The sequence below is a fragment of the Tychonema sp. LEGE 06208 genome (assembly GCF_015207505.1).
GTDB lineage: Bacteria > Cyanobacteriota > Cyanobacteriia > Cyanobacteriales > Microcoleaceae > Microcoleus.
The window spans coordinates 21,560-47,584 of record NZ_JADEWT010000040.1; the positions used below are offsets into that span (position 1 = coordinate 21,560).

A 26,025-nucleotide genomic window follows, 5' to 3' on the forward strand; every position below is an offset into this window, starting at 1 on the left:
GCTCTAATCAGTTTTTTTGAGATGGTATTGTTATTGTTTGACTAAATTAGTGGCTGATTGCTTCTGTCAAAAGGTTGATGGTAAATTGGCATGGATCGGGTAATATAATATCCTGTTAATTTACCGCAATAAGTAAGGTTTGTAGTGCGGAGTTTAGTCCGCAGCCGGAGAACGGAGGGTCGTCCGATCGCGCGAACTGCAATAAGTAAGGTTTGTAGTGCGGAGTTTAGTCTGCAGCCGGAGAACGGAGGGTCGTCCGATCGCGCGATCGGTGTTTATGATAGTAATCTACTTACCAAGTGCGATTATTTCCAATTTTGCCACGAACTATTGAAGATAGAAGTACCCGGAAAGGCGATCGGATTATGATTTTGTTGTAACCGCAATTGCAAAGCCTCTAAATTCGGCTCGCGGGCGGGTAATTCGTCTACTAATTCATAGGGTAAAATCCGATTTTGTAGGGAAAAAGCAGCGGTAATGCCCGCCGCAGCGCCGGCAGACCATTCAAAAGAATGCACTCGATAAGCCGCCGCCGCCGTGTGGCTGGTAGCAATACTTTTACCCGCGACTAACATATTATCAATTTTTTGAGGGATCATTGCCCGCAGCGGTATTTGGAAGGGATAAGCTTGTCCTTGGCCTTTGCGAGTTCCTTCGCGTTCGGTGTTTCCCGGCGCTTCTGGCGGGCTGTTGGTCATGCAGGGGTGAAAGTCGATCGCGTAATGACCGATACCCACACTATCAGGATAAATCCGGGCGCGCGATCGCGATTTTGTCTCCTCAACAGTCTGACTTCCCACAGCCAAAGCCGGCGCATTCAAACCACCCACAGCCAACCACAAATCTCGGTACTCTTCTTTCGACAAATTCTCGCGGTAAAAATCCGCCCTAAAGTCAGTCCGAGACATATCAACTTCCCACACTGTAAAACCTTGAGGCTGAGTCAAAGTCGGGCGCCCAATAATCCGCCGGCCTTCCCGCATATAAGGATATTTAGAAAGTCCGTGAACAGTCCCCATCGGCGTATCCAAACCGCTCAAAAAACGATTATTTGGATAAGGCTTTTTCACTCCATTACCTAATTGCGAGTCAGTAGTTCCTGCTACCAACCAGTAGAAAAATCCTTTAGCATTTTCTTCGCCACGGCGCAAAGTTTCCGTTCGCAAACCACCCATCCATGCGCCCGGTTGCAGTTGACCGTTAGCCTCCAATTGCGCGCGAGAATAAATTAAATTATCCTCGGCCGAACCGGGACGGTAGTCATTCCCCCAAGTCCAGTTTTGCATGGAAATATCCCCAGGATAAATCGGGAATTTCTTGGGGTCGGAAGGGCGCGGCTCATCCGGTCTCATGGTTTTAATTTGGCGGTAGCTAAAAACTAGCGGAAAGCTGGCTAATCTAGCCAGTTCGTAACTGTAGTAAGGAGCGTATTGTTGATAGAAAGATGGTATTTGATGCTGCTGTGGTTCCTTCGTTGCTTCCATCGCAAAGGTGTAGGTAAAACCTTGTGTGCAGTAAGGGTCGCCTTCGGGGCTGGCGGAGGAAGGTTCGAGAGGGGAACGCGGGTCAATTCCGAGGCGGTAGGGAACATCGGCAAGTCCGATTAATTCGCCTGTTTCTGTCGCATCTACAACGTACCAATCTGCACCTCTAGGTTTTGAATTTGATTGGTTAGGTGGTTTGGGAATAAACCGAATAATAGTTTTGTTAAATCGCGCTGAATTTTCGTAGCGATAGGCATCTTCGATGGTTTTAGACAGGGTTTCGGTGTTGATTGGCGGGGTGTTTGGGGCCGGTTTGTGTTGAATGGCGATCGCACTTTTAATTTGTTGTCCGCCAACGGCATTCTCCGCCACAGCCGGAGTAATTGCTAGTTCTTTAATTACGGTATTGGGAAACCATTTTAGCTTACCGTTGCCTTTTTTGGCAGCATCTTGCAAGATGCCAAATAAAATTTTGTGGCCGTCGTAGGGCATGAAACAGGAATAGCTAACCCAACAGCCGCCGGGATTTAGCCTCCCGTAATGTTCTTTGATTCGCCGCCGCAATTCTAGGTAGCCGCGGGGGTAAAATAAGAGCGATCGCTGAGTGTCTCTTTCATCGAGTGCGGAAGTTCCCTGGGAGGAAATTTGACCGCCTACCCAGTCAGTAATTTCTGTGATGCAAACGGTGCGCCCCGCCAGCAAACCTTCGTAGGCGGTAGCGGCACCTGCGAGCCCGCCGCCTGCTACGAGAATGTCGCAAGTTTCCTCTTTGTCGGGATTGCGAGTCGGTGCGGCGAATGTTGGGGTAATAACTGAGATTGAGGTAATTAGGCTGAGGGTGAAGGTGACGAGCGATCGACCTTTGAGCGAAAACATATACTTCGGAAGTTTCATCAGAAATTTTAGGTTAAATTTTAACACAAATCAATACACTTACAGCCAATGACCAAAAAGTGAATGAATTTCTATAATACTGGTATTTCGCGGCGCGATCGGGGCAGTTGTTTTATTTTAGACAAATTTTAACAACAAAACACAGTTTGAATATCAGGATTAAGTCAACGAGCAAAATTATTAAATATTATAAGTATTTGCTACATTTTTAGATTGGTATATAGCCTTTTTCAGAAATATGAGGTACTATCCGGGAGCGGGCATTGGGCGGAGCGAAGCGGAGGGATTGGGCGGAGCGAAGCGGAGGGATTGGGCGGAGCGAAGCGGAGGGATTGGGCGGAGCGAAGCGGAGGGATTGGGCGGAGCGAAGCGGAGGGATTGGGCGGAGCGAAGCGGAGGGATTGGGCATAGGGCATAGGGCGGAGCGAAGCGGAGGGATTGGGCGGAGCGAAGCGGAGGGATTGGGCATACTTCACTTTTTTGATAACCGCTATAATTTCGAGCAATCTAACTTTTGATGAAGTTTTGCATAAATCAGACAAAATCATTAAACACATCCAAAATTTCCGAAGGGCATAGAAGCCAAAAAAATATTAAATGGGAGCATCTCATATTTCTAAAAAGACTTCTTTTGACTCCTTCTTTCTTCCTCTTTCCTCCTGTCTCCTGTCTCCTGCCTCCTACCTCCAATTTCTAGCTTGGCTGCAAAAGTGAGATGCTCCCTATTAAATCCTTATCAAGTAAACTTAGTTAGAGTAGTTACGAGCATATTTGGCAAAATAAAAATTTAGGAAAAATTACATTTGATTGTAGCACTATTCTGCAATTCAAACTAACTCTAATAAAAACTCACGCCAGGTCAAACTGACTCGATCTTTCATCTGACTTGAATCGTCTAAATCATTTATTGATGCAGAAACCGTAGATGTCATACAGCTAAACATACCCTATAGCAGATAAGTTTAAGATATTTTGGGAAGGAATGCAATGCAGGTCGATCCAGTGCGGAAGTTCCCTGAGAGGAAATTTGACCGGCAAATCAATAATGTCGGTTAAGTGCGCTGTGCGCCACGCTAGCAAGCCTTTTTAACTGCCGATTAGTTGATTGCCTCGATGGCGAGTCGGCGCGGCTAATGTTGGGGTAATAGCTGAGATTGAGGTAATTAGGCTGAGGGTGAAGCTGACGAGCGATAGACCTTTGAGCGACAATAGATACCGTCGCAGTTTCATCGCTGGTTGGGGCATTAATCTTGACATCAGCGAAAAATATTCATAGCATTTAAATGTTTGTTTTGCAGTATACTGGTATTTTGCGGTGCGGCCACGGCAAAATTGTTTTATATAATAGGAATTAAGACCATCTACCACTATCTAAAAGCAGGAGCGAGCTTGTGCTCAAAATAGTCCAATTTTTTAGAGCGTTGATTTTTTTTGAGAGTTTAACAATTACGACAAGTTTAACCTTTTCTGAAGTTTTGCAAAGGTTGGAGGAAGTTGTCACTCCTCCCAAACTTTTTAGGATCATTCTACCCTTCGCCCCGCCACCTGCCAAACCTTATGAAGGCACAATTTCGGGCAATACCTTCCAAATCAATCGCATCGCGATCGGCCGCAATTTATTTTTGCCAATTATCAAAGGAAATATCGATTCTCAACCGTTCGGTTGTTCCATCAAAATCAGGATGGTATTGCATAAAATCGTGCTAGGATTGATGATTCTTTGGCTGTGGACTACTGGCAGTATTGGAACATTTTCTTTATTTGCTTGGTTTGTCGAACCATCGGTGGGAGCAATATTTTTGCCAATTCTAGGAATGTTTTTTTTAGCATGGCTTTTGTGCTTAATTCCCTTTAAAATAGAAGCAAAAGCAGCCAAAAAACTTCTCTCAATTCTTTTAACCTAAATCAACTTATTGCTACTTATTATGACGATCTATAAAATCTAAAAAAATCCGCGTCAATTCGCGTTCATCTGCGGTAAAAAAACATCAAAATCATGCGTCACAACCAACTTAAACAAAAAATCAAACAAGGCGAAACTGTTCTCGGTTTATTCATGAACTGCGCCTATCCCGCATTCATAGAAATCTGCGGTCATGCTGGATTTGATTTTGCCGTCATCGACATGGAACACGGCCCCTTACATCCACTTGCTGCTGAAGATTTGTGCCGCGCGGCCGACTGCTGCGGCATTGCACCGATTGTTCGCGTCCGCAAAAACGACGGGCCGCAAATTCAACGAGCTCTCGACATCGGCAGCGCGGGCGTTCAAGTACCTCAAATTGAAAGCAAAATTGATGCGGAAATGGCTGTCAAAAGTGCTAAATACAGTCCTCTGGGTTCGCGCGGCCTTTCCTTTGCTACGCGGGCGGGACTTTACACGGCGGCAGGTACAAATATTACTGACAAACTCAACGATGAATCTTTGGTTGTGATTCATGTTGAAGGTAAGGGTGGCATTGACAATCTGGCAGAAATTGTGACGGTGCCGCAGGTTGATGTGATTTTTCTGGGGCCTTACGATCTGTCGCAGTCGATCGGCATTCCCGGCCAAGTGCGCGATCCCCGAGTCATCGACATGATGCAGGAGGCGGTACAAACCATCCGCAGTGCAGGCAAAGCGGCGGGTACTTTTGCCGAAAACCCCGAAATCGCCCAGCAGTGGATTGATGCTGGCGTTCAGTACGTTGCACTTGGGGTGGATGTGGCCGTTTTCCTGCGGGCCTGTCAGTCGCTGGTGAAAGCGGTTGATCGATTTTAGATACTTCGGCTTGCTTCGGCTACGCCAGCGGACAAGTCGCGTACAAGTTTTAGATTTTAGATTGCGGGAATTAATTGGTTGGCGCGTCGCTCGAATATCGTTTGCCATCTTTACGATATCTTTGCAATTTTTGTATTTTTTTTTAATGACACTCACAAAAAACCTAAGCTAGACTAGAAACATACACCTCCCTAGGGCAAATTTTCGCAGGGGAGCAAGGATTCATGGAGAATAATCTATGGAAACGGTATTAGAATCCATTCAATTGGACTATGCTTTCATGTTTACTTTCAAAAAAGTAAACTCGATTAAGCTGGAAGGATTCAAGCATTTTTTTGACGATATGCCTGTAGATCCTTATATTAAGGGTAAGTATCGTTCGAGGAGATTGTCGCGGTTTGTCGTGAACGGAAATGAGTTAGTTAAGTTACCTCACGGCTATTTGTTTCAAAGTAAAGAATACAATCCGTTGGTGGGCGATATCAGGCGGGAATTTGCCGAATTGGACGATCGGCTAATTGCCTTCGATAACTTCAAACAACTAATTTTTGCTTTTTTCGACTCCTGCAAAATTCACCCGGAAGCTGAAATCGGAGTGCATCAAATCAGGACGACTTGTTCGCCGCACAATTTTGGTAACCCCGCACCGGAAGGCATTCACCAAGACGGTACTGATTTTATCGGGATTTTCTCGGTCGATCGCACTAATGTTGTGGGCGGCGAAACGCATTTGTATTTGGCTAAAAAAGAGAAGCCTGTTTTTAATAAAGTTCTGCAGCCGGGAGAGTTGTTGCTGGTTGACGACCACCAGTTTTTCCACTTTACTACGCCGATTAAACCGGAATTGGAAGGGGTGGGAACCAGGGATGTCTTTGTGCTGACTTCTCCGAGTTTGCTGATCGATTGAGGAGAGTTGGGAAATTGGGTGTCTTTCGTTCGATCGTTCGGAATGCGAGTCCTCTCTCTGGCGTTTAGTCCATCAGGACTAAAGTCCTTACTACAAACCTGCATCTAGCAACTCACAAATGTGCGATCGACTTATCTTGCATTTTCCGAACTTATATGCTGTATTTTCCGGCCGTTGCTACACGAAATACAGCAAACTCAATCTGCTGATGACCAGATCCAAAACTGGAACTTGCTTTCCGACACTCACGTCAGGCTCAATTCCCAAATTTTAGACTCCACTTCGGGCTCCGTTGATTCACGAAGCTGCAAGTAAATCTAAAATCTAAAACTCGTACGCTCGCGAAGCCGAAGTATCTAAAATCGACTGACTTGCGTCGATCAATTCAATTTCAAAGCATTAACAGGCACCTCATCCCAAGAACTAACAGTCCGCAAGGTAGCAACCCAGCCCTGCTGCTTTTGATCTGCCGTCAAATTCTGCTCAAAAGATTCGTGACATTCCTTTGCTTGAGTCTCATCGCAACAAGCAATGCAAGAATAAAGAATGCCCGACGGATCGATTTGCTCGTTTACCCAAATAACCACGATCTGCTCTCTCAATGTAAATCTACTTTTACTTAAATTTTCCTATATTTTGGGCAATTATTGACTGGAATTTACCTAACAAAACAGGGGGGCCGAGAAACTGGGTTTTTTGCGAAAATATTTCCTTCTCAATTGCAGAGCTCACAAAAACCCGGTTTCTGAGAATTGACGCACGGGTGCGTCGAAATCGAGTTTTTGGCGAAAATACAGAGGTTGCAGGCCGTAAAGCCCCCAAAAAACCCGGTTTCTGAGAGTCGGAGGACGATCGCCCGCCGATCGAATTACTTCGATGCCAAACTCGCCAAAGACTCCCCCGCAACCCGGCAAATCCGCCATTCGGGCATCACATCAGCACCAATACCCTTGTAAAATCCGATCGCCAATTCATTCCAATCCAACACACTCCACTCCAAACGCCCGCAGTTTCTTTCAACTGTCAACCGCGCCAAATAAACAATCAAAGACTTGCCAATACCGCGCCCTCGAAACTCAGGAAGCACAAACAAATCTTCCAAATAAATCCCCGGCTGAGTCAAAAAAGTAGAATAATTATAAAAAAACAGCGCCCAGCCCACAACACGATTTTCCGACTCTGCGAGAATCGCTTCTGCAAAAGGTCTCGCGCCAAACAAATGATTTTCCAAATCAACCGCATTACCAGTAACGGCATGAGATAATTTTTCGTATTCAGCCAAAGCCTTAATCAAATCAAACAGCACCGGCACATCTGCGCGGGTAGCTGGACGCAAAATCACCTCATCAGACATAAATCAATTAAGTAGTAAGCGACAATCAACAATTAAAAATATAGCAGAAGTCATTGGTCAGTAGTCAGTAGTCATTAGTCATTGGTCATTGGTCAGTAGTCATTAGTCAGTAGTCATTAGTCATTAGTCATTGGTCATTAGTCATTAGTCATTGGTCATTGGTCAGTAGTCATTAGTCATTAGTCATTGGTCAGTAGTCAGTAGTCAGTAGTCAGTAGTCATTGGTCATTAGTCATTAGTCATTGGTCAGTAGTCATTAGTCATTAGTCATTGGTCAGTAGTCATTGGTCATTGGTCATATCATGTCCGGTCAATTGACCGCTTTAAAATTGGTTAGTAGTGTGGACTTTAGTCTGCCACCCAAGAGCGGACTAAAGTCCACACTACTAACTGTTTTTCTAGTCGTTATATCAAATCCGGTAGCATCGGAATTATGAGCGTGCGAGCGTCCCCGCTCGCACTATCAGCATCCCCGCTCGCACTATCAATGATTAAAATATATAATTCCGATGCTCTCGGAAACGATATTACCAGGCTCCGGCCCGTTAACTGGTTAACCAGTTAACCATACATTCGATATTTAAGACTTTAAAAAAGGCCAATTCAATATTTTTTAGCTCATTTCAACCAGCCCTTCAATCGTTCCGTCACTTGAGGGCGGCGCAACTTTCGCATTGCCTTATTTTGAATTTGACGGACTCGTTCGCGGGACAAATTGAACAAACTGCTGACTTCTTCTAAAGTGTAAGGTTCGCCGGTTATCAAACCGTAACGCATCGCCACAATCTCTTTTTCCCGTTCAGTCAAAATACTGTCCAACACCTCCAAAATATCTTGGCGCATCATCATCTCATTCATCTGAGCTTCTGGAGATTGCGTCGCGCTATCTTCCAGAACATCCAAAAGTTCCGAACTTTCTTCCGTACCAATGCGGTGGTTGAGAGACAAAGATTGCCGGCGTACTTGCTGGAGGTAACGAAGCTGTTCGGCAGTAACTTCCATTTCTCTAGCAACTTCAGTTTCCGTAGGATTTCGTTGAAGAGAACGCCTTAAATCCCGATAAACTCTTTTGAGTTTATTTAACTGTTCGACAATGTGAACCGGCAAGCGAATTGTCCGCCCTTGATTGGCAATTGTCCGAGTAATTCCTTGGCGAATCCACCAATAGGCATAGGTAGAAAATTTGTAACCCTTCTCAGGATCGAACTTTTCGGCGGCTCGATTCAAACCTAAAGCTCCTTCTTGAATTAAATCTAGAAAAGGCACGCCTCGGTTGAGATAGCGTTTCGCAATCGAAACCACCAACCGCAAATTCGAGCTGATCATTTTCCGTTTCGCCGATTGACACTGGTGGCGAAGTTGTTGCAGTTGACTTTCGCTCACCCCCAAAGCTGCAGCGAGTTCAGCTTTTGTTGGCTCTCTTTCCAATTCCTGTTTTAAACGCTCTTCTACTTCCAGAAGGGCTACCAATTCTTGAACGCGACGAGCTAACTCCACCTCTTCGGTGGCAGTCAGTAGAGGATAGCGAGACATTTCTTTGAACAAAGCTCCCACGGGATCGTCGGCAGACCAGTTGTTGTATGCTGACGATCGAGTTACCGTCGGACGATCGATCTCGGTGTCCTCATCCTCTGCGATTGCGAGTGAGGCTTCGGGGGCCACCGCAAAACTGCCTAGGTCAGATTCTGCCATATAGTGCTTGGTGTCCGTGGGATGATTTGAAAAGTATCCCTTCACTTTAACCAATTTAATCAGAAATTTCCGAAATCCATCTAGAAGCTGGTGGCTGATATCAAATTTCCCCAATTTTAGATTGGTTTATTGAGTCCGAGCCAATAAAGGAGCTGCTTGTAATAACTGCTGAGTATAAGGGTGCTGCGGATTAGTAAAAATCTCCCTAGTCTTGCCGATTTCCACAATTTTTCCGGCATTCATTACCGCAATGCGATCGCAAAAAAATCTCGCCACCCACAAATCATGGGTAATAAACAGATAAGTCAAATTAAATTCCTGTTTCAACTCCAACATCAGCTCTAATACTTGAGTCTGCACGCTAGCATCCAGCATACTCACTGGTTCGTCGCAAATAATCAGTTGCGGCCGAGTAATCAAAGCGCGGGCGATCGAAACCCGCTGCTGTTGTCCTCCTGACAATTCCCCCGGATAGCGGCGAAAGAAATCCCCCCCTGGAGTCAAACCCACCCGCTCTAACATTTGGATTACTTGTTTTTTAGCTTCCTCTCCCTTAGCTAATTTGTGAATCAACAAAGGGTCAGCAATACTTTGCCCGACAGTCATCATCGGATTCAAACAAGCGTGGGGGTCTTGAAATATCATTTGCATTTGGCGGCGGTGCTTCCTGACAGCATCGTTACTCAGAGCAGTGATATCTATTCCTTGAAATTCAACCTTGCCACCAGTCGGAGGAATCAAGCGCAAAATCGTGCGCGACAAGGTACTTTTGCCGCAGCCTGACTCCCCTACCAGCCCCAAGGTTTCTCCCCGTTCTAGCTCTAAGCTAACATTATCTACGGCTTTAATTACCTGCTGTTTCCCGGAAAACAACTGCTCTAATAAATTGCTTTCTAAACTGTAGTGCTGCTGCAAATCCGTCACAGTCAAAAGAGGTAAATTTGACTCGGACTTAAGCCGATAATTTTCCTTCTCCCCTCTATCCGTTACATCCGTTAAATCCGTTACAGAATCCGTTGCCGAACTTCCTTCTTCCTTCTGAATGTGCAAAGCTGCTTTCAGGAGCGATCGAGTATATTCATGTTGCGGGCGTTCAAAAACATCCAGCACCGGCCCAGTTTCCACGACTTTGCCGCCGTACATCACCGCAATGCGATCGCAATACTCAGCCACCATCGCCAAATCGTGAGAAATTAGCAAAATAGCCGTTCCCCGTTCCGCGCAAAGTCTGGTTAATTCCTGCATAATCTGAGCGGCGACAGTTACATCCAAACTCGTCGTCGGTTCGTCCGCCACAATTAACTTCGGATCGAGCAAAAGAGCCAAAGCAATCGCTACTCTTTGCCGCATTCCGCCACTAAATTCGTGGGGAAATTGCGACCACCGAGAGGCGGGAATTTTTACAGCTTCCAAAATCTCGATCGCCCGTTGCTTAGCCTGCTTGCGATCCAAATTCGGTCTGTGAGCCTGCAAAGTCTCGATACAGTGTTCCCCGACAGTCATCAAAGGATCGAGACGAGTCATCGGATCTTGAAAAATCAACGCCACAGCTTCGCCCCGAAACCGTCTCAGCCGCGAAGCATCCATCTCAAACACCGACTCTCCAGCAAAATCAACCCGCCCCTCAATCAGCGTCGAATCCGGTAGCAACCGCATCGCCGCCCTTCCCAAAGTTGACTTACCGCACCCAGACTCCCCAACCAATCCCAGTTTTTCCCCTGCTTCCAGCCTCAGAGAAACGCCGTCAACCGCCCAACCGGATTGGCCCCGCCGCTGAGGATAAGCTACTCGCAGATTTTCAATGGAAAACAAAGAATAGTCATTAGTCATTAGTCCTTAGTCCTTAGTTATTAGTTATTGGTTATTCGTTATTGGTTATTCGTTATTCGTTATTCGTTATTCGTTATTGGTTATTGGTTATTCGTTATTGGTTATTGGTTATTCGTTATTGGTTATTGGTTATTCGTTATTGGTTATCAGGTGTTAGGTGTTAGTTACTGGTTATTGGTTGTTGGTCGTTGTTATTAGCTGTTTGTTACTGGGTATATCATGTCCAGTCATATAATTTTTAATCGTTAATCCTTTGTAGTGATAACACAGAATCATCGGTCGGGGTGACGGGAGAAATCTATACTTACTACAAACATTTTTTAATAATAATTGAGCAAACATGATATTAGTTATCATTTATCAGCAGTCAGTAGCTAGTTAGTTGTTAGCCATTAGTCAGTATCTAATAACTAACAACTAATGACTAATAACTAATAACTAATAACTAATAACTAATAACTAATGACTACTGCCAACTGCCAACTGCCAACTGCCAACTGCCAACTGCCAACTGCCAACAGTCAACAGACTAAATTTCCCTTCGCTTCAACTCAGCTCTCCGCAGTATATAAGTAGCCGCACAATCAACGTGCGGATGGTCTGCTAAAACTTCCGCCAGTTCCAACACATATCCGGCAATATCCGGGCCTAGCTTATCTGTGAGCACTTGACGTTCCCGAGATGCGAGTTCTTGGACGCGGGCCTTGGCTTGCCAATTGGGAGAAAACATCTTGTCAATCTCGGTGTGGAATCCCAGACTTTCGAGAATATCCCACTCGCCGTTATCGCACCAAATTCCCCCGCACAGCATACAGCGCTCTATGTAAAAGGGCACTCTGCTGAAGGGAACTTTTGCCCGCGACAAATAATGACCGTCCTCGGGACACAGGGCTGCTTTGCTGTCGTAGGGAGACGGCGTGAATTCTATGCCGAGAGTGCCTGTCGCCTCTGGCTTCTGGGATTTGTTGTACCACTGGCTCTGCTCTTTCTGCCAAGCTTCGTATTCTCTGCCTGGAATCCAGATACCGTAACAGTTGGGACACCACTGCACCGACATTCGGCCGGCTAGGGTGCCGCCTTCTAAGTTGGGATGTTTACATTTTGGACATTCCACCACTTGATTTCTCCTTGCCTTCTCAATTCCCTGTTTATTCAGTTATTAATTCTGCATCCGGGCGGGCCCGCTCAGAACCAGAATTTTTTTGCAGCAGCGCACCGCAGTAGCCAATTAGCGTGTTTAGTCGCTCAGCAGCCGCAGTTTGCCTCGCCTGTGCTGTCGCTGGCTGCTTCGCAGCCTGCAAAAACGTGACATCTGTCCTCAATAACCGCAGTTGCTTGTGAATTTCCGTCAAATAGGACTGCTCTGGAGGCGTTTCTGAGGCGTATAACTCACAACTGTTAGCTTTCATAATCTGGTTTCCGAAAAATTGTTGCACTTTTGTGTATTCTGCAGCCAGCGCAGCCCGATCGAGATTTTCCTGTGCAGCAGTTCTTTGTAGCTGTTCGAGTGCTTGCTGTAATTCTTGGTAGCACTGGCGGCGGTCTTCGGACAATATCATGATTTTGTAAACAAATTTTTCTTTATAATCAAAGTAGATTCTTGCTTAAGCTTTGCTCATATTAAGGGAAGCCGTGCATTTTTGCAGCAATTCCCTGTTTGTTGAGAAAATTTCATCACCCTGGTGGCGTGACTCGATCGGTCTAGCTCGTGCTTTTAGTTTAGCGTTGCCTGTGAATGCCGATCGCCCGCTACCTCCAACAACAGGGACTGCGCCCCCGACTCCGCGTCATGGTCGATCCTCAAATTGTAGACTTTTGTTCGAGATCCCAGATTGCATCTGTAAAGTCAATCTCAAATCTCAAATCTTGAATGCCCCAATCGACTGACCTCAACTGCTGCCGCCAAAATATTCTTATTTTACCCGATCGACCGATCGAATCCGCGACAGTGGAGTCAATATATTTTCCTACCTGCGAGGGGGGGAAACTCAAAATTAAATCGATATAGTTAAGACAAAAATCGATTATTTTTGAGAATTGCCAATTGTGGCATTCAATTAGTTTAGTATTGCTAAACACATAATTTCGGAAATTCAACCGAACGCCGGCTTTTAACCATTTGTATTTCTAATTTTTCAAGGTGTACCCGATGAACGCAAACACTCTGACTGCCTCTCCTTCGATCGATCCTGCCGTCGTTCCCGATTGGCTGCAAGAATGCCTGAATGGTCGATCGCAGACTGATGCGGCCCCTAACGCCAATTGCTCGACTGACAACAGTTTAATTTGTCGGGCCTTTGAATTTGCCCGCGACTTGCACGAAGGACAGTACCGCAAATCGGGAGAACCTTACATTTGCCATCCCGTAGCTGTAGCTGGGATACTCCGATATATGGGCGGCAACAACGTCATGATTGCCGCCGGTTTTCTCCACGATATTGTTGAAGATACAGATATTACTCTCGAAGAAATAGAACAGCGGTTCGGCGCAGAAGTGCGACAATTAGTCGAAGGTGTCACCAAACTTTCTAAATTTAATTTTTCCAGCAAAACAGAGCGCCTTGCTGAAAATTTTCGCCGAATGTTTCTCGCAATGGCTAAAGATATTCGCGTGATTGTAGTCAAACTAGCAGACAGACTGCACAACATGAGGACTTTGGAGCATTTGTCTCCAGAAAAGCAGCGCAGTATTGCCCTAGAAACCCGAGATATTTTTGCTCCCCTGGCGAACCGTTTGGGTATCGGGCGCTTTAAGTGGGAATTGGAAGATTTAGCGTTTAAATACCTGGAACCGGATGCTTATCGCGAAATTCAAGACTTGGTGGCAGTCAAGCGGGCCGATCGAGAAACTCAACTCGCAGAAGTCACAGATAGTTTGCGAGAAAAGCTTGACAAATTAGGCATTAAATGCTACGAAGTTAGCGGCCGTCCCAAACATTTGTACGGGATTTACGGGAAGATGCAGCGCCGGCAAAAAGGGTTTAACCAAGTGTACGATATTGCTGCGGTGAGGATCATAGTAGAAAGCAACGATGACTGTTATCGCGCATTGGCGATCGTCCACGATTCATTCCGCCCGATCCCCGGTCGATTTAAAGATTATATCGGTTTACCAAAAGCCAACCGCTATCAATCCTTGCACACCGGAGTCATCGGCACCAGCGGCCGCCCCATCGAAGTACAAATTCGCACAGTAGCAATGCACCACATTGCAGAATACGGGATCGCCGCCCACTGGAAATACAAAGAAACCGGCGGTTCTAGCACCGCAGTCACCGGCGACGACGAAAAATTTACTTGGCTGCGACAACTCCTAGAATGGCAAAGCGACCTCAAAGACGATCGCGAATATTTACAAAGTATTAAAGACAACTTATTCGACGAAGATATCTACGTTTTTACTCCCAACGGAGACGTGATTTCACTCAACACCGGCTCAACACCCGTAGATTTTGCTTACCGCATTCACACAGAAATTGGCAATCGCTGCACCGGCGCGAGAGTCAACGGGCGGATGGTAACACTAGACAAGGTATTAAAGAACGGCGACATAGTAGAAATATTGAACCAAAAAAACGGCCATCCCAGCTCCGACTGGCTGAATTTTGTCAAAACAAACGGAGCAAAAAACCGAATTCGGCAATGGTTGAAGCGATCGCACCGAGATGAAAACCTCGCTCGCGGGCGGGAATTGCTAGAAAAAGAATTAGGCAAAAACGGCTTAGAATCCTTGCTGAAATCCGAACCCATGCAATCAGTAGCTCAGCGCTGCAACTACCACAGCGTCGAAGACTTAATCGCCGGTTTGGGCTACGGCGAAGTCACCCTAAACCTCGTAGTAAATCGCCTGCGAGATTTAGTCAAAGTGCAGCAAAAAATAGAATCTGCTCCCGGAGGAACCCAGGAAATCCCCCTGCTAATACCTGCATCGACGGCACCGAAACCCGTACCTAGTTCGTCTCCGAGCAAATCGCCGATCGCAGGTGTAGAAGGATTGCTCTACCATATAGCAGGCTGTTGTTGTCCCATTCCCGGCGAATCAATTATTGGAGTAGTGACTCGCACTCGCGGCATTTCCATTCACCGCCAAGGTTGTTCCAATGTTGAAAACGTACCGGGAGATAAATTAGTTCCCGTGAGTTGGAATTCCAGCAACCGCAACGAATCTCGCCCCAATACTTATCCGGTAAATATTCAAGTTGAAGCCCTAGATCGAGTCGGAGTTCTCAACGATGTTTTATCGCATTTAAAAGACAACAAAGTCAACGTCCGCAGCGCCCAAGTCAAAACCTATCCCGGATTCCCCGCATTAATTGACTTGTGCATGGACATCCAAGATAAAGAACAGTTCGAGCGGACTTGTATGCAAATTAAAAAAATGAGCGATATTTTGAATTTGCGGCGGCTGAGTGAAGGGACTTAAGAGGAGAGTCTAACTGTATTGTAGGGTGCGCTATTCGCACCCGATCGCTAGCTGAGGAGAGGTTGAACCCCATGAATTTTCAAAGGCTAAGAAAAGTGTTACTCAGGTTCATGAGGTTCCAATACCAGTCTAATTCCATCAAGAATTTGACGAATTCGCTCGGCAGAGAGTGTGCCAATTTTCTCACCTAACTGAGATTGACTGATAGTCAAAATCTGCGAGACGTTAACAACACTCTTTTCTGGTAAATCAGCTTCTCCTGCTTCTAACAGGACATTTCCTGGTGAATTCGCCCGTCTTAGATTTGAAGTAAGCACACAAACAACAACTGTATTAATGCGGGAACGATTGAATAAATTGTTTTGAATGATTACATGGGGATGGACATAACCGGGTTCTGAACCTGAAGGCTCATCAAGTTCAATCCAAAAAATATCACCTTGATTTATTACCATTCCCCTTCCACCAGCCTGCGATGAGATCGACTCATCTTGCGAAGCAAAACTTGTTCTTCTTCAGAAAGAGGTGCTTCGCAAGCAGCATTAATTTTTTCTAACAGTTGTTGATTTTCGCGGCGGCGGATAAATTCTTCAAGCGCTATTTCGATCAAAAAACTCTGCGAAATTTGCATTTCGCCAGCTAATGTTTCGGCTTGTTCAAATAGAGATGCTGGCAATGAGATAGCAGTTTTGACAGTTGTCATAGCTCTATACCTTCATTTATTTATATGAGTCTAACTCATAGTATACCTAATCACAATACTCTCCAGCAAACAGACAGAAGAATGAAACCCTTTATTTCGCGGGAGTCGCAGGCTTTGAGTCGCCCAACTTTTGCTGCAAAAACTGCCGCGCCACTTGGGCGGCATCCTCCTGTTTTCCATCAACTTGATAGTTGAGTTTCCGCATATCTTCCTCCGAGATTTTGCCGCCCAACTCTGCTAGCACTGGACGCAATTCTGGGTATTTTTCCAAAATTTGCGATCGCACAACCGGAACAGCTTCGTAGGGTGGAAAATAGTTTTTGTCATCTTTCAGGACTACTAAACGCAAACTTTGAATCAAACCATCCGTCGTATTACCGGCAATCACATCTACTTCTTTTTGTTGCAGCGCTTGATAAAGCAATCCTAACAGCAACTCCTTCGGTTCTTCGGCAAATTTAATCCCGTAAGTTTTAGCTAATCCGGGAAATCCATCTTCTCTCTCTTTGAATTCCGGGCCGAAACCCGCGCGCAATTTTGGTGCAGCTTTTCCTAGTTGCGAGAGAGTTTGCAAGTTGAGTTTTTTGGCATCATCTCCCCGCATAATAATCGCAAAACTGTTATTAAATCCCAGGGGTTCAGTCAATTCTGCTTGAAACTGTTTGGGATATTCTTGTTTGAGGTAATCGAGGACTTTTTTGGAGTCAGAAATTGGCTTTTGTTTGAGAATGTTGGTAAAACCCGTACCAGTATATTCGACGTACAAGTCGATTTTACCCGTTGCTAGGGATTGATGGCAAAGCGAGCCTCCGAGGTTGAGTTTGCGTTCTACTTTGATATCTGTTTTGGTTTCGATGTGAATAGCTAAAATTTCTGCTAGGATGACTTGTTCTGTAAAGTCTTTGGAACAAATAACAATTTGTTTTTGAGAACTAGAATTGCAGCTTGTGACTGCAAACAAGCAAAGTAATGATAAACAGGAAGATAAAAAATGGCTTTTTGATATTTTCATTGTTTTATTGTAACATTTATATATATAGATACAGGAGAAAATATGCTATTGAGTGTCAGCGATATTATCGGCCAGCAGCGACAATTTTTTGCGACTGGAAAAACTAAAGATGTGGATTTTAGAATCGAACAACTCAAACATCTCAAAAGTGCGATCGAACTCCATCAATCACGAATAGTCGCTGCTGTCAAGGCAGACTTGAATCGACCGGAGTTTGAGGCTTATTTTGAAATTGCATCCATTGCCGAAGTTAATTATGCCATCAAAAACCTGAAATCTTGGGTAAAACCGAAAAAAGTGCCAACTTCGATCGACCAATTCCCCGCATCAGCCCGCATTTACCCTGAACCTTTAGGCGTAGTTTTGATCGTCGGGCCTTGGAATTACCCATTTCAGCTCATGATATCACCTTTAGTCGGGGCGATCGCCGCCGGCAACTGCGCCATCCTCAAACCTTCAGAAATCGCCTCGCACACCTCCGAAGTTGTCGCCGACATGATTTCCAAAACCTTCGATCCCGCCTACGTAGCAGCCGTCGAAGGAGGAGTCGAAATCAGCAAACAATTGCTAGCCGAAAAATTCGACCACATCTTCTTTACCGGAGGCACAAAAATCGGTAAAATAGTCATGGAAGCTGCGGCCAAACACCTGACACCTGTAACATTAGAATTGGGCGGCAAAAGTCCTTGCATTGTAGACTCAGATATTCAGATTGAATACACCGCAAAACGCATTGCGTGGGGCAAATTTATCAATGCCGGTCAAACTTGTATCGCTCCAGATTATCTGTTAGTTGACAAAAAAATTAAACCGGATTTGATGTCAGCAATTAAAACAGCACTTCACGAATTTTACGGCGAAGATCCTCAGCAAAGCCCGGACTATTCGCGAATTATCAATCAGCATCATTTAAAACGTTTGGTAGAGTTTATCAAAGATGGGGAAATTGTCGCGGGCGGCAAAAGTAACGCCGAAGATAGATATATTTCGCCTACGGTAATTGACAAGGTTTCTTGGGATTCGCCGGTGATGCAAGATGAGATTTTTGGACCGATTTTGCCCGTTTTGGAGTATGATGATTTCGGGGAGGCGATCGCCCAAATCAACGCCCGCCCCAAACCGTTAGCTTTGTATTTGTTCTCGAAGGATAAAGAGAAACAACAGCGAGTTTTGCGCGAAACTTCATCAGGTGGACTTTGTATTAACGACACGGTAATGCAAGTGGGAGTGACAACTTTGCCTTTTGGGGGAGTTGGCGACAGCGGGATTGGAAGTTATCACGGGAAAGCAAGTTTTGATACTTTTTCGCATTACAAAAGCGTGCTGCAAAAGTCTTTTTGGCTGGATTTGAAATGGCGGTATGCTCCCTATAAGGGTAAGTTGGATTTGATTAAAAAGGCGATCGGTTGAGCGATCGGATAATTGTTTGAATATAATCTGGGTGTAATTTCACCAATATCTACAATACAAATAAGATAGCGGTCTAATTCCGCCCAGATTATAATAGTATTGTCGGGCTATCCAACTTAATACACTGACACTATCTTTTAGCATATTTTCGCTAACAAGCAATTTATGGAATCTTTAGCAAAAGAACGCTGTGCCGCCTGCCGCCGAAACTCTCCGCGCGTCACAGCTTACGAAATTGTCCAACTCAAACATCAAATTCCCGACTGGAATTTTATCGAAAAAAATGGCGTTCCCCAGTTAGAACGCACCTACAAATTCCCGGATTTCAAAAGTGCGATCGCCTTTACAAACAGCGTCGCCGAAGCCGCAGAAACTGAAGGACATCACCCGGCGCTGTTAACCGAGTGGGGGAAAGTTACCGTTACTTGGTGGACTCACGCGATTTCTGGATTGCACCGCAATGATTTTATCATGGCGGCGAAAACAGATGCGATCGCCAATCAATTCCTAACCTAAAATCAGATTTATCGGCTGAAAATAGTCTCAGAAATCATCGCTCCGGGCTCTGGTGAATGGGATTGATTTGTATTCAAAAACTCCAGATTTAGCCGGTAGCCGACATTTCGCACAGTTTGAATTAGGCTCGGTTGTCGCGGGTCGATTTCGATTTTTTTACGCAAAGAGAGTACGTGAGTGTCGATCGTCCGGGGGTTGTCAATAGCATCAGGCCAGGCCCGGCGCAACAAATCCGATCGCGACAGCGGCACTCCGCCAGCTTGAGCCAGCACGTACAGCAGGCTGAATTCTTGAGGAGTCAGCTCGATGTTTTCCTCGTACAATCTGACTCGGCGCTGCACCAAATCAATTTTTAGCAGCCCGCATTCCAGCATCGCCGGCGGTATCATCGTGCGGTTGCGGCGCATCAGAGCCTCCACCCTGGCCATAAACTCTTGCATCCCAAACGGTTTAGTCAGGTAATCGTCAGCCCCCGACTTCAAACCTTCCACAATATCCGCTTCCGTATTCCGCGCCGACAGCATCAAAATCAGCGATTGCTGCTGCTTCCCCAGCCAGCGACAAAATTCTAAACCGTCCCCATCGGGCAATTGGGCATCCAGAATGACTAGGGTTGGCTGACGGCTGAAAAATATTTCCCTAGCGTGACTGATATCCGCCGACTGGTGCACCCAGTGACCGACTTGCTGTAAATGCCAGCCCAAGAGCGATCGCAGGTGCGGATTTCCTTCAACAATCGAAATACTTACAGATCCCACAGCGGCGAGCTTCCCTTATCACTAATGGCTACCAGGTTAACAGAGCTTTTGTCAAGGTTTTGTAACCATCGCTACTCAAGCCTTAGCTCTATTTATAGAGGCGAACAAACCGATAGTATGAATTTTAAAGATTTTGTCAAGTTGGGATCGTCAGCCCGCAGAAAGGTTAAATCATTCTGGCGGTGAGTTTACAATAAAAATAAGACAGCCTACAGCCGATCGACCCTATGCCCCAACCACCTGCTTTTACCGAACCCCGCGACAGGGCCCCTAGTGCTAGGAGGTTGACAAATCGCGCAACAGAAACTAAAATTCCTCCAACCGTTCGCTCGGTAGCCGGAACACTCACCCAGTGCGCTCATCAAATTCACCAACATCCCGACTCTACTAAACGCGCAGCGAATTATTTAGGTGCGCGCCAAAAAGTCCAGCCACTGCATTGCAGCGAGTGAAATTTTTTATGGAGGGTAGCCTGTTGAGCAGGGTAAAAACTTTTATTTAGCAATTGCCTCTCTTGTGAGCAACAAGCCCAGCCATCGAGGCTATTCCTAAATCCCGCCGTCATTATACACCACAAAGGATTTCTAACTCACACCATGTTACAAGATACCCAAACAATCCGGCACTACCAAAAACTCACCGATGCCCTCGTCGAAATGTGGAATAGAGGTTATCGTTTCGATGAGTTGCGCCTTTACTTAGATGGCTACCTCGCAGCCCTGCGACATTGTAACAGCCTGGAACCCTATCTGATTCACAGATTAGAGGAAGAAGCAGCGCGTTACATTCACGATCCGTCAAATTTTGAAATGCCACAGACACAGACACAAACTGAAGCAGACTACTATTAAATAGTAAATTCGGTTTAATAAACCCTTGATTATTTGGGAATTGGGCATCGGGAATTGGGCGTCGGGAATTGGTTGTTTGTTATTTCTTCCTTCTTCCTTATTCCTTCTTGCCGATCTCCGTTACATCCGTTATATCCGTTACATCCGCCCTTAGGAATCCGTTGCCGAACTTGCTTCTGCGGTAAATCAACCTAGTTCAACGTAAAACCCGATCGCTGTTAAGCCGTTGCAGCATTTAAATTGAATGTCAAAAAAAAAATCAAAGTCTTGTGGGGTGTCCCGCCCGCTCTGAATATGCAATTTAAATGCGTGACAGCTTATATCCCCGACTTATTTAATAAGTCGGGGATATGTTTGTTTTGTCTAATTTTAAGAAGCCAAAGCAACTTCTACAATTTCTTGCAATTCGCCCTTTTGATACATCTCGATCATAATATCCGAGCCGCCAAGAAACTCGCCGTTGATATAAACTTGGGGAATTGTCGGCCAGTTGGAATACTCTTTAACGCCTTGACGAATTTCCTGGTCTGCTAACACATCTACAGTTTCGTAAGGCACTCCCAAAGTATTGAGAATTTGCACCACGGTATTAGAAAAACCGCACTGGGGCATTAATTTATTGCCCTTCATAAACACCATGATTTTGTTTTGCTTAACCAAGCCGTCAATTCTTTCCTGTGCTGTAGTCATGGTAGCTCCTAATATTGTTTGAATTTTTTTAAACGTTGACAGTTGTTTCTCAGGGCGCAGAAACCTGGTTTTTGGAGAAAATTTCTCGTTAAAACCATAGATTCCGGTTAAGAAAACTGGTTTCTTTGGTTTCCAATTATTTCTCTAGCAACTCTTGACACAAGCACAAACTTGTGATTTCCAGAGAGCAGATCAACAATTAAGCCGCTGGACTTTTCGCTGCCCATTCTGCAGGAGTTAAGGTTTCCAAGGCCAAAGCGTGGATAGCTTCACTAGCCATTGCCTGTTTGAGAGCGCCGTAAACCAGTTGGTGCTGCTTTACTCGACTTTTTCCTTCAAAGGCGGCAGAGACTACTCTCGCCTGGTAGTGGTCGCCGCCGCCGGTCAAATCGTCAACTTGTATCTTAGCGTCGGGCAATTCTGCCTTAATCATTTCTGCTACTTGAGACGGTGTAACCATTGGTATTTGTGATAAAGGGCTATATTGAGTATTTTAGTGGAACTATTTGTTAGACGATCGCGGTTGATTTGCAGCAGGCCGCGGATAGGGCGCATCCACAAAACCCAATTCTAGTAACTGCTGGTAAGCTTTTTTGCCCAAGTCGCGAGTTGGCTGCTGCGATCGAATAATCTGAATCAGTAGGGGGACAGCCAGTTCCGGCTTGTTTTGCGCCCGGTGTACCAAAGCCAGCCGGTAGGTAGCTTCGTCGCGCATTTGGGCTGTTTCCACAGCTTTGGTGCGGTTGCTGTCGGCCAAGCGGACATCAATTCCAGCAAAACTGCTGCTGAGTTGTTGGTAGAAGTTGGATAGTTGATTGAAAATTTGGCGGGATTCTTGGAGCTTTTGAGCGGCGACAGTATAATTTTGACTGGAAATAGCACCGCTGGCTTCTGTCATCAAGCGCTGACCTCCGGCAACGCTCAGCAGGCTGCTGTCTTGGGTCAGAGGGCGGAGGTTGTTGGGGTCTGTGGGGTCGTCGGCGGGATCGACTTGCTGTTGGTTATCTGGCCGAGAAGGTTGTTGTGCTTGGGCTTGGAGCGGTTGCAACAGGGTCAAAACTGCGATCGCCCCGATCGTCATCCGGGCAGTGAAGCGAAGCCAGCAAACAGTTCCAGAATATACCATGAAATTACTTTGCGCCCAGCGCACTTTAAAAAGATATTTAGCTTGAGCCGATCTTACCATTGGCGATCGCAACCGGCTAAGTATACACCAATTTTGTGTAAATGTCAAAGAGGGCGATCGGGCAAAAGGCTCTTTTGGAAAAATGAGAGTAGAGACTTGACAGCAAGTTCTCGTTGTGAGAACATGGAGGTGTCGTGTAAAAACGGTACCCGAATGAAACTAAAGTCCATAAGAAATCTTCTGAGTGCGATCGAACCCTACGGTGAGGTCTCAAGTGCGATCGCAGCCTGGTGCAAGGTCATGGAAGACAACGATTGGAAATCGCCAGAAGATATCCGACAGGGGTATTCTAAATCGGTCGATCGAGTCTGTGGATATACGATATTTAATATTAAAGGCAATCAGTATAGATTAATTGTACAAATTAACTATAGCACCGGATATGTACTTTTTAAGAAATTTTTAACCCATGCCGAATATAGCAAAATTAACTGGAATGATGAAAATGAAGTCAAGCAAAAAATAGGTTGATCGTCCAGTAAATACATCGGCAATTATTACAGACTATCTGATGTCTTCAATAAATTTAAAAAATCACTTTAATGGTTAAAAGCATGATACATAGAAACAAACACCCACCTTCTATTTGAGAACCCTGTCTAAGTAAGCAAGCAAAGGAATGAGAAATGAGCATCACAATTGAAAAAACAGCTTACGGTCAACTGCTGGCGAAATCACAGCCTAAGCCAATCCTGAACGAAGAAGATTACGATCTTGCGCTTGCAGAATTAGGCTCTCTGATGTCTAAGGAAGAATTAACACTAGAAGAAGAAACTTTACTGAGTCTCTGGGGGCTGTTGATCGAAGAATACGAATCAAAATATTACCCAATTCCAGAAGCGACTCCCCAGGATGTTCTATTGCATCTCATGGAAGTTCGCGAACTCAAACAAGCCGATTTAGTGGGTGTGATTGGTTCCAAAGGAGTAGTCTCTGAGGTGGTTAATGGAAAACGGGCGATTAGCAAGGCGCAAGCTAAGGCGCTGGGAGAATTCTTTAATGTTAATCCTAGCGTGTTTATTTGAGATAAGAGATAAGACGGCGGTTGAAACCGCTTCTACAAAGACAAAACCTGCCTCCGCAGGTTGAAGAGACTAGGCGGTTTCAAACACCCGTTATTCTGCATCAAAATTAAACAGGAACATTTCTGATGGTACAACCAAGCAAACCAACCTCCGACACTCTCCAAAACTATCAAGGTATTGGAGTTCCCGAAGAAAGTCTGGCAGTGATTTTGCAGCGGGGCGGCGATGAATTGCTGCTGTCAAAAGTTCCCAATCGCTTTACAGTCCGCCCATCATCGATAGCATCAGCCTCAAACAATTGGGCTGCCACAACTGGGGCAAAACTCAACCGCCGCATCGGGCAAAGTAATCTCGAAGAGTATCTCGTCGGGCCAGAAAACCTAGATGCAGCAATGCAAGCAGCCCGCGCTAGCGATGCTGTAGCTTTTGCCAGCCATGTTTATTGTCCGGCGAACAATCCGAGTACATTCTTTTATTTGACAGACCAAATTACTATTCAATTTGGCGAACAAGTAGACGAACTATCGCGAAAGTCGATCGCCCGTGCAGCAAATTTAACAATAGTCCGGTCAGTCTCAGGAATTCCCAACACCTTTGTCTGTGAAGTCAACAAACAAGCAACAGAAAACCCGGTCAAAATTGCCAACCGCCTGACAAGATATCCCGAAGTTCTGATCGCTGAACCCAATATTTTAGTAGAAACTCAGCAGCATTATAAACCCCGCGATCCGTTTTATCCCCAACAGTGGTATCTCAACAACCGAGGCGGCAACGAACTTGTCGGCGACGCTCAAATTTATGCAGAAGCGGCTTGGGATATGACTCGCGGCGCGCGATCGATCGTAATTGCGATCGCCGATGATTCAGTAGACTTGACACATCCCGATTTTCAAGGCCAAGGCAAAATCGTCTCACCCATCGATTTCAAAGACGGCGACACTTCCCCGATGCCCGTTGCCGAATCGGACAACCACGGCACAAGTTGCGCCGGTGTCGCCGCAGCAGAAGAAAACGGCAAAGGCATTGTCGGAGTCGCCCCCGGATGCGCCCTGATGCCCATCCGTACTAGCGGTTTTCTCGATGACGAGTCGATCGAAAAAATATTCAATTGGGCAGTGGAAAAAGGCGCAGCCATCATCTCTTGCAGTTGGGGCCCAGGGGCAGTTTACTATCCCCTTTCCCTGCGCCAGAGTGCCGTCATCACCAAAGCCGCCACCCAAGGGCGGGGCGGTAGAGGCTGCGTGATTCTGTTCGCTGCGGGCAATGCCAACCGCCCTGTCAACGGTACTGTAGATGAGAAAGGCTGGCCGAATAACATTTTGGGCGATCGAACTAAATGGCTGGCAGGATTTGCCGTACACCCCGATGTGATTGCGGTGTCTGCTTCCACTTCCCTCAACAAAAAAGCAGCCTACAGCAATTGGGGCAACAGCATTTCGGTGTGCGCCCCCAGCAACAACGCGCCGCCGGGAACTTGGCTGCCAGAAACCGGATTTATTGCGACTGCGCCGGAAGTGACGCAGTATTTGCCCGGTTTGGGGGTGTTTACTGCCGATCGAGGCGGTGTTGCCGGCTACGATCCGGGGGACTACACCAATACCTTTGGCGGCACTTCCAGCGCCACTCCAGTAGTCGCTGGAGTGGCAGCTTTAGTGCTTTCGGCCAACCCCCGTTTGACGGCGCGGGAAGTGCGGGGAATTCTCGAACAAACTGCTGACAAAATTGTCGATTCCCAGCCCGATCCGCAGTTGGGAAATCGCATGGGAAATTATGATGCTAATAACCGCCGCAGCGATTGGTTCGGTTACGGAAAAGTGAATGCTTTAAAAGCGGTGCAAGCTGCGGTGAGAAAGGGCGGCGGTAATCCGAATATTGGCGGTGCGAGGTTTAGCGATATTTCTGGACATTGGGCACAGAACTTTATTGAGGCTTTGGCTGCGGGGAATATAATTAGCGGTTTTCCTGACGGTTCTTTTAAACCTGATGACAGTTTAAATCGCGCTCAATATGCGGCGCTTTTGGTGAGTGCGTTTAGTCCGATTCCGCAGCGGTTGGCGACAAATTTTATTGATGTTTCTGCTAGTTTTTGGGCGAGAAGTGCGATCGAACGGGCGAATCGGGCGGGGTTTTTGTCTGGGTTTCCGGGGTTGAAGTTCGGCCCGAATCAGAATTTGACTAAGACTGAGGCGATCGTATCTTTGGTTAACGGTTTGGAACTTAAGGGCGGCAATCCCGATGTTTTGAAAGTTTACACCGATCGATCGCAAATTCCTAATTTTGCTTTAAGCGCCGCAGCCACAGCAACTGCTTTGAAGATTGTAGTAAACTATCCGGCGCGCGATCGGCTTTCGCCGCAGCGGGACATTACCCGCGCCGAGATTTCGGCTTTAATTTACCAGACGTTGGTAGCAATTAATCGCGCTAGGGCGATCGATTCTCCTTACATCGTCTAGTCAATAAATCAACAATAATTATTCTAGGGGCGAGTTTACCAACAATCTATAATATCAGCCATAGAACCCGTAAACC

Annotated in this window: 27 protein-coding genes; 11 read left to right on the top strand and 16 right to left on the bottom strand. The window is 45.9% G+C overall.

What is annotated here, in order from left to right; all coding sequences use genetic code 11:
• Positions 1–305 precede the first annotated feature (305 nt).
• Positions 306–2,360: an FAD-dependent oxidoreductase gene (locus IQ263_RS12710; protein WP_194067769.1), complete on the bottom strand. Its 2,055-nt coding sequence runs from the start codon at positions 2,358–2,360 to the stop codon at positions 306–308.
• A gap of 281 nt (positions 2,361–2,641) precedes the next feature.
• On the opposite strand from IQ263_RS12710, the gene IQ263_RS12715 reads away from it, so the two are divergent.
• The 4 genes from IQ263_RS12715 (at position 2,642) to IQ263_RS12730 (ending at position 6,046) form a co-directional block, all read left to right on the top strand.
• Positions 2,642–2,896 carry a hypothetical protein gene (locus IQ263_RS12715; protein ID WP_194067751.1) on the top strand — a complete coding sequence of 85 codons (255 nt, stop codon included), beginning with the start codon at positions 2,642–2,644 and terminating at the stop codon, positions 2,894–2,896.
• Between the two features lie 873 nt (positions 2,897–3,769).
• Positions 3,770–4,282, top strand: coding sequence for a hypothetical protein (locus IQ263_RS12720; RefSeq protein WP_194067752.1), 513 nt, complete (start codon positions 3,770–3,772; stop codon positions 4,280–4,282).
• A 92-nt stretch (positions 4,283–4,374) separates the two neighbouring features.
• Positions 4,375–5,139: an HpcH/HpaI aldolase family protein gene (locus IQ263_RS12725; RefSeq protein ID WP_194067753.1), complete on the top strand. Its 765-nt coding sequence runs from the start codon at positions 4,375–4,377 to the stop codon at positions 5,137–5,139.
• 238 nt (positions 5,140–5,377) lie between these two features.
• Positions 5,378–6,046, top strand: a complete 669-nt coding sequence (locus IQ263_RS12730; RefSeq protein WP_194067754.1) for a 2OG-Fe dioxygenase family protein — start codon at positions 5,378–5,380, stop codon at positions 6,044–6,046.
• Between the two features lie 380 nt (positions 6,047–6,426).
• Here the strand turns inward: IQ263_RS12730 and IQ263_RS12735 are convergent, their stop codons facing one another.
• The 8 genes from IQ263_RS12735 to IQ263_RS12770 all read right to left on the bottom strand — a co-directional run bounded on the left by IQ263_RS12735 (position 6,427) and on the right by IQ263_RS12770 (position 12,914).
• Entirely contained in the window at positions 6,427–6,633 is a 207-nt protein-coding gene (locus IQ263_RS12735; protein ID WP_194010468.1) for a glycogen debranching protein, read from the bottom strand.
• 141 nt (positions 6,634–6,774) lie between these two features.
• Positions 6,775–6,969 (bottom strand): hypothetical protein, encoded by a 195-nt coding sequence (locus IQ263_RS12740; RefSeq protein ID WP_194067755.1) that lies wholly within the window; start codon positions 6,967–6,969, stop codon positions 6,775–6,777.
• Entirely contained in the window at positions 6,915–7,400 is a 486-nt protein-coding gene (locus tag IQ263_RS12745; RefSeq protein WP_194067756.1) for a GNAT family N-acetyltransferase, read from the bottom strand. Before IQ263_RS12745 ends, IQ263_RS12740 begins: the two co-directional genes overlap by 55 nt.
• Positions 7,401–8,018: 618 nt before the next feature.
• The gene (locus IQ263_RS12750) at positions 8,019–9,092 is read right to left on the bottom strand and encodes an RNA polymerase sigma factor, RpoD/SigA family (RefSeq protein WP_194010470.1); all 1,074 of its coding nucleotides are present in this window, start codon (positions 9,090–9,092) and stop codon (positions 8,019–8,021) included.
• Positions 9,093–9,218: 126 nt separating this feature from the next.
• Positions 9,219–10,922, bottom strand: coding sequence for a dipeptide ABC transporter ATP-binding protein (locus IQ263_RS12755; RefSeq protein WP_194067757.1), 1,704 nt, complete (start codon positions 10,920–10,922; stop codon positions 9,219–9,221).
• 529 nt (positions 10,923–11,451) lie between these two features.
• Positions 11,452–12,039: a TFIIB-type zinc ribbon-containing protein gene (locus IQ263_RS12760; RefSeq protein WP_333093040.1), complete on the bottom strand. Its 588-nt coding sequence runs from the start codon at positions 12,037–12,039 to the stop codon at positions 11,452–11,454.
• Positions 12,040–12,070: 31 nt separating this feature from the next.
• Complete coding sequence (patD, locus tag IQ263_RS12765) at positions 12,071–12,481, bottom strand: heterocyst frequency control protein PatD (RefSeq protein WP_194067758.1); 411 nt, start codon at positions 12,479–12,481, stop codon at positions 12,071–12,073.
• A 241-nt stretch (positions 12,482–12,722) separates the two neighbouring features.
• Entirely contained in the window at positions 12,723–12,914 is a 192-nt protein-coding gene (locus IQ263_RS12770; protein ID WP_194067759.1) for a hypothetical protein, read from the bottom strand.
• Between the two features lie 157 nt (positions 12,915–13,071).
• Between IQ263_RS12770 and IQ263_RS12775 the strand changes: the two genes are divergently transcribed.
• Positions 13,072–15,345, top strand: coding sequence for a RelA/SpoT family protein (locus tag IQ263_RS12775; RefSeq protein WP_194067760.1), 2,274 nt, complete (start codon positions 13,072–13,074; stop codon positions 15,343–15,345).
• Between the two features lie 98 nt (positions 15,346–15,443).
• Here the strand turns inward: IQ263_RS12775 and IQ263_RS12780 are convergent, their stop codons facing one another.
• The 3 genes from IQ263_RS12780 to IQ263_RS12790 form a co-directional block, all read right to left on the bottom strand.
• Positions 15,444–15,800 carry a type II toxin-antitoxin system PemK/MazF family toxin gene (locus IQ263_RS12780; protein ID WP_194067761.1) on the bottom strand — a complete coding sequence of 119 codons (357 nt, stop codon included), beginning with the start codon at positions 15,798–15,800 and terminating at the stop codon, positions 15,444–15,446.
• A complete protein-coding gene (locus IQ263_RS12785) occupies positions 15,794–16,048 on the bottom strand; it encodes a hypothetical protein (protein WP_190657718.1) in 255 nt (84 codons plus the stop codon). Before IQ263_RS12785 ends, IQ263_RS12780 begins: the two co-directional genes overlap by 7 nt.
• Positions 16,049–16,139: 91 nt before the next feature.
• Positions 16,140–17,060: a glycine betaine ABC transporter substrate-binding protein gene (locus IQ263_RS12790; protein WP_194067762.1), complete on the bottom strand. Its 921-nt coding sequence runs from the start codon at positions 17,058–17,060 to the stop codon at positions 16,140–16,142.
• Between the two features lie 42 nt (positions 17,061–17,102).
• On the opposite strand from IQ263_RS12790, the gene IQ263_RS12795 reads away from it, so the two are divergent.
• Complete coding sequence (locus IQ263_RS12795) at positions 17,103–18,470, top strand: aldehyde dehydrogenase (RefSeq protein WP_194067763.1); 1,368 nt, start codon at positions 17,103–17,105, stop codon at positions 18,468–18,470.
• Between the two features lie 165 nt (positions 18,471–18,635).
• A complete protein-coding gene (locus IQ263_RS12800) occupies positions 18,636–18,986 on the top strand; it encodes a 4a-hydroxytetrahydrobiopterin dehydratase (RefSeq protein WP_194067764.1) in 351 nt (116 codons plus the stop codon).
• 8 nt (positions 18,987–18,994) lie between these two features.
• On the opposite strand, the gene IQ263_RS12805 is transcribed toward IQ263_RS12800, so the two are convergent.
• Positions 18,995–19,744: a response regulator transcription factor gene (locus tag IQ263_RS12805; RefSeq protein ID WP_194067765.1), complete on the bottom strand. Its 750-nt coding sequence runs from the start codon at positions 19,742–19,744 to the stop codon at positions 18,995–18,997.
• Between the two features lie 596 nt (positions 19,745–20,340).
• Here IQ263_RS12805 and IQ263_RS12815 point away from each other — a divergent pair.
• Positions 20,341–20,595: a DUF6761 family protein gene (locus IQ263_RS12815; RefSeq protein ID WP_194010481.1), complete on the top strand. Its 255-nt coding sequence runs from the start codon at positions 20,341–20,343 to the stop codon at positions 20,593–20,595.
• Positions 20,596–20,964: 369 nt separating this feature from the next.
• Here the strand turns inward: IQ263_RS12815 and grxD are convergent, their stop codons facing one another.
• The 3 genes from grxD to IQ263_RS12830 form a co-directional block, all read right to left on the bottom strand.
• The gene (grxD, locus tag IQ263_RS12820) at positions 20,965–21,285 is read right to left on the bottom strand and encodes a Grx4 family monothiol glutaredoxin (protein WP_194010482.1); all 321 of its coding nucleotides are present in this window, start codon (positions 21,283–21,285) and stop codon (positions 20,965–20,967) included.
• Between the two features lie 199 nt (positions 21,286–21,484).
• Complete coding sequence (locus IQ263_RS12825) at positions 21,485–21,745, bottom strand: BolA family protein (protein WP_194067766.1); 261 nt, start codon at positions 21,743–21,745, stop codon at positions 21,485–21,487.
• A 42-nt stretch (positions 21,746–21,787) separates the two neighbouring features.
• Positions 21,788–22,411: a hypothetical protein gene (locus IQ263_RS12830; protein WP_194067767.1), complete on the bottom strand. Its 624-nt coding sequence runs from the start codon at positions 22,409–22,411 to the stop codon at positions 21,788–21,790.
• 213 nt (positions 22,412–22,624) lie between these two features.
• Between IQ263_RS12830 and IQ263_RS12835 the strand changes: the two genes are divergently transcribed.
• The 3 genes from IQ263_RS12835 to IQ263_RS12845 all read left to right on the top strand — a co-directional run bounded on the left by IQ263_RS12835 (position 22,625) and on the right by IQ263_RS12845 (position 25,949).
• On the top strand, positions 22,625–22,942 hold the full coding sequence (locus tag IQ263_RS12835; protein WP_194010485.1) for a type II toxin-antitoxin system HigB family toxin: 318 nt from the start codon (positions 22,625–22,627) through the stop codon (positions 22,940–22,942).
• A gap of 155 nt (positions 22,943–23,097) precedes the next feature.
• Positions 23,098–23,496 carry a helix-turn-helix domain-containing protein gene (locus IQ263_RS12840; RefSeq protein ID WP_194010486.1) on the top strand — a complete coding sequence of 133 codons (399 nt, stop codon included), beginning with the start codon at positions 23,098–23,100 and terminating at the stop codon, positions 23,494–23,496.
• Between the two features lie 125 nt (positions 23,497–23,621).
• The gene (locus IQ263_RS12845) at positions 23,622–25,949 is read left to right on the top strand and encodes a S8 family serine peptidase (protein ID WP_194067768.1); all 2,328 of its coding nucleotides are present in this window, start codon (positions 23,622–23,624) and stop codon (positions 25,947–25,949) included.
• Positions 25,950–26,025 lie beyond the last annotated feature (76 nt).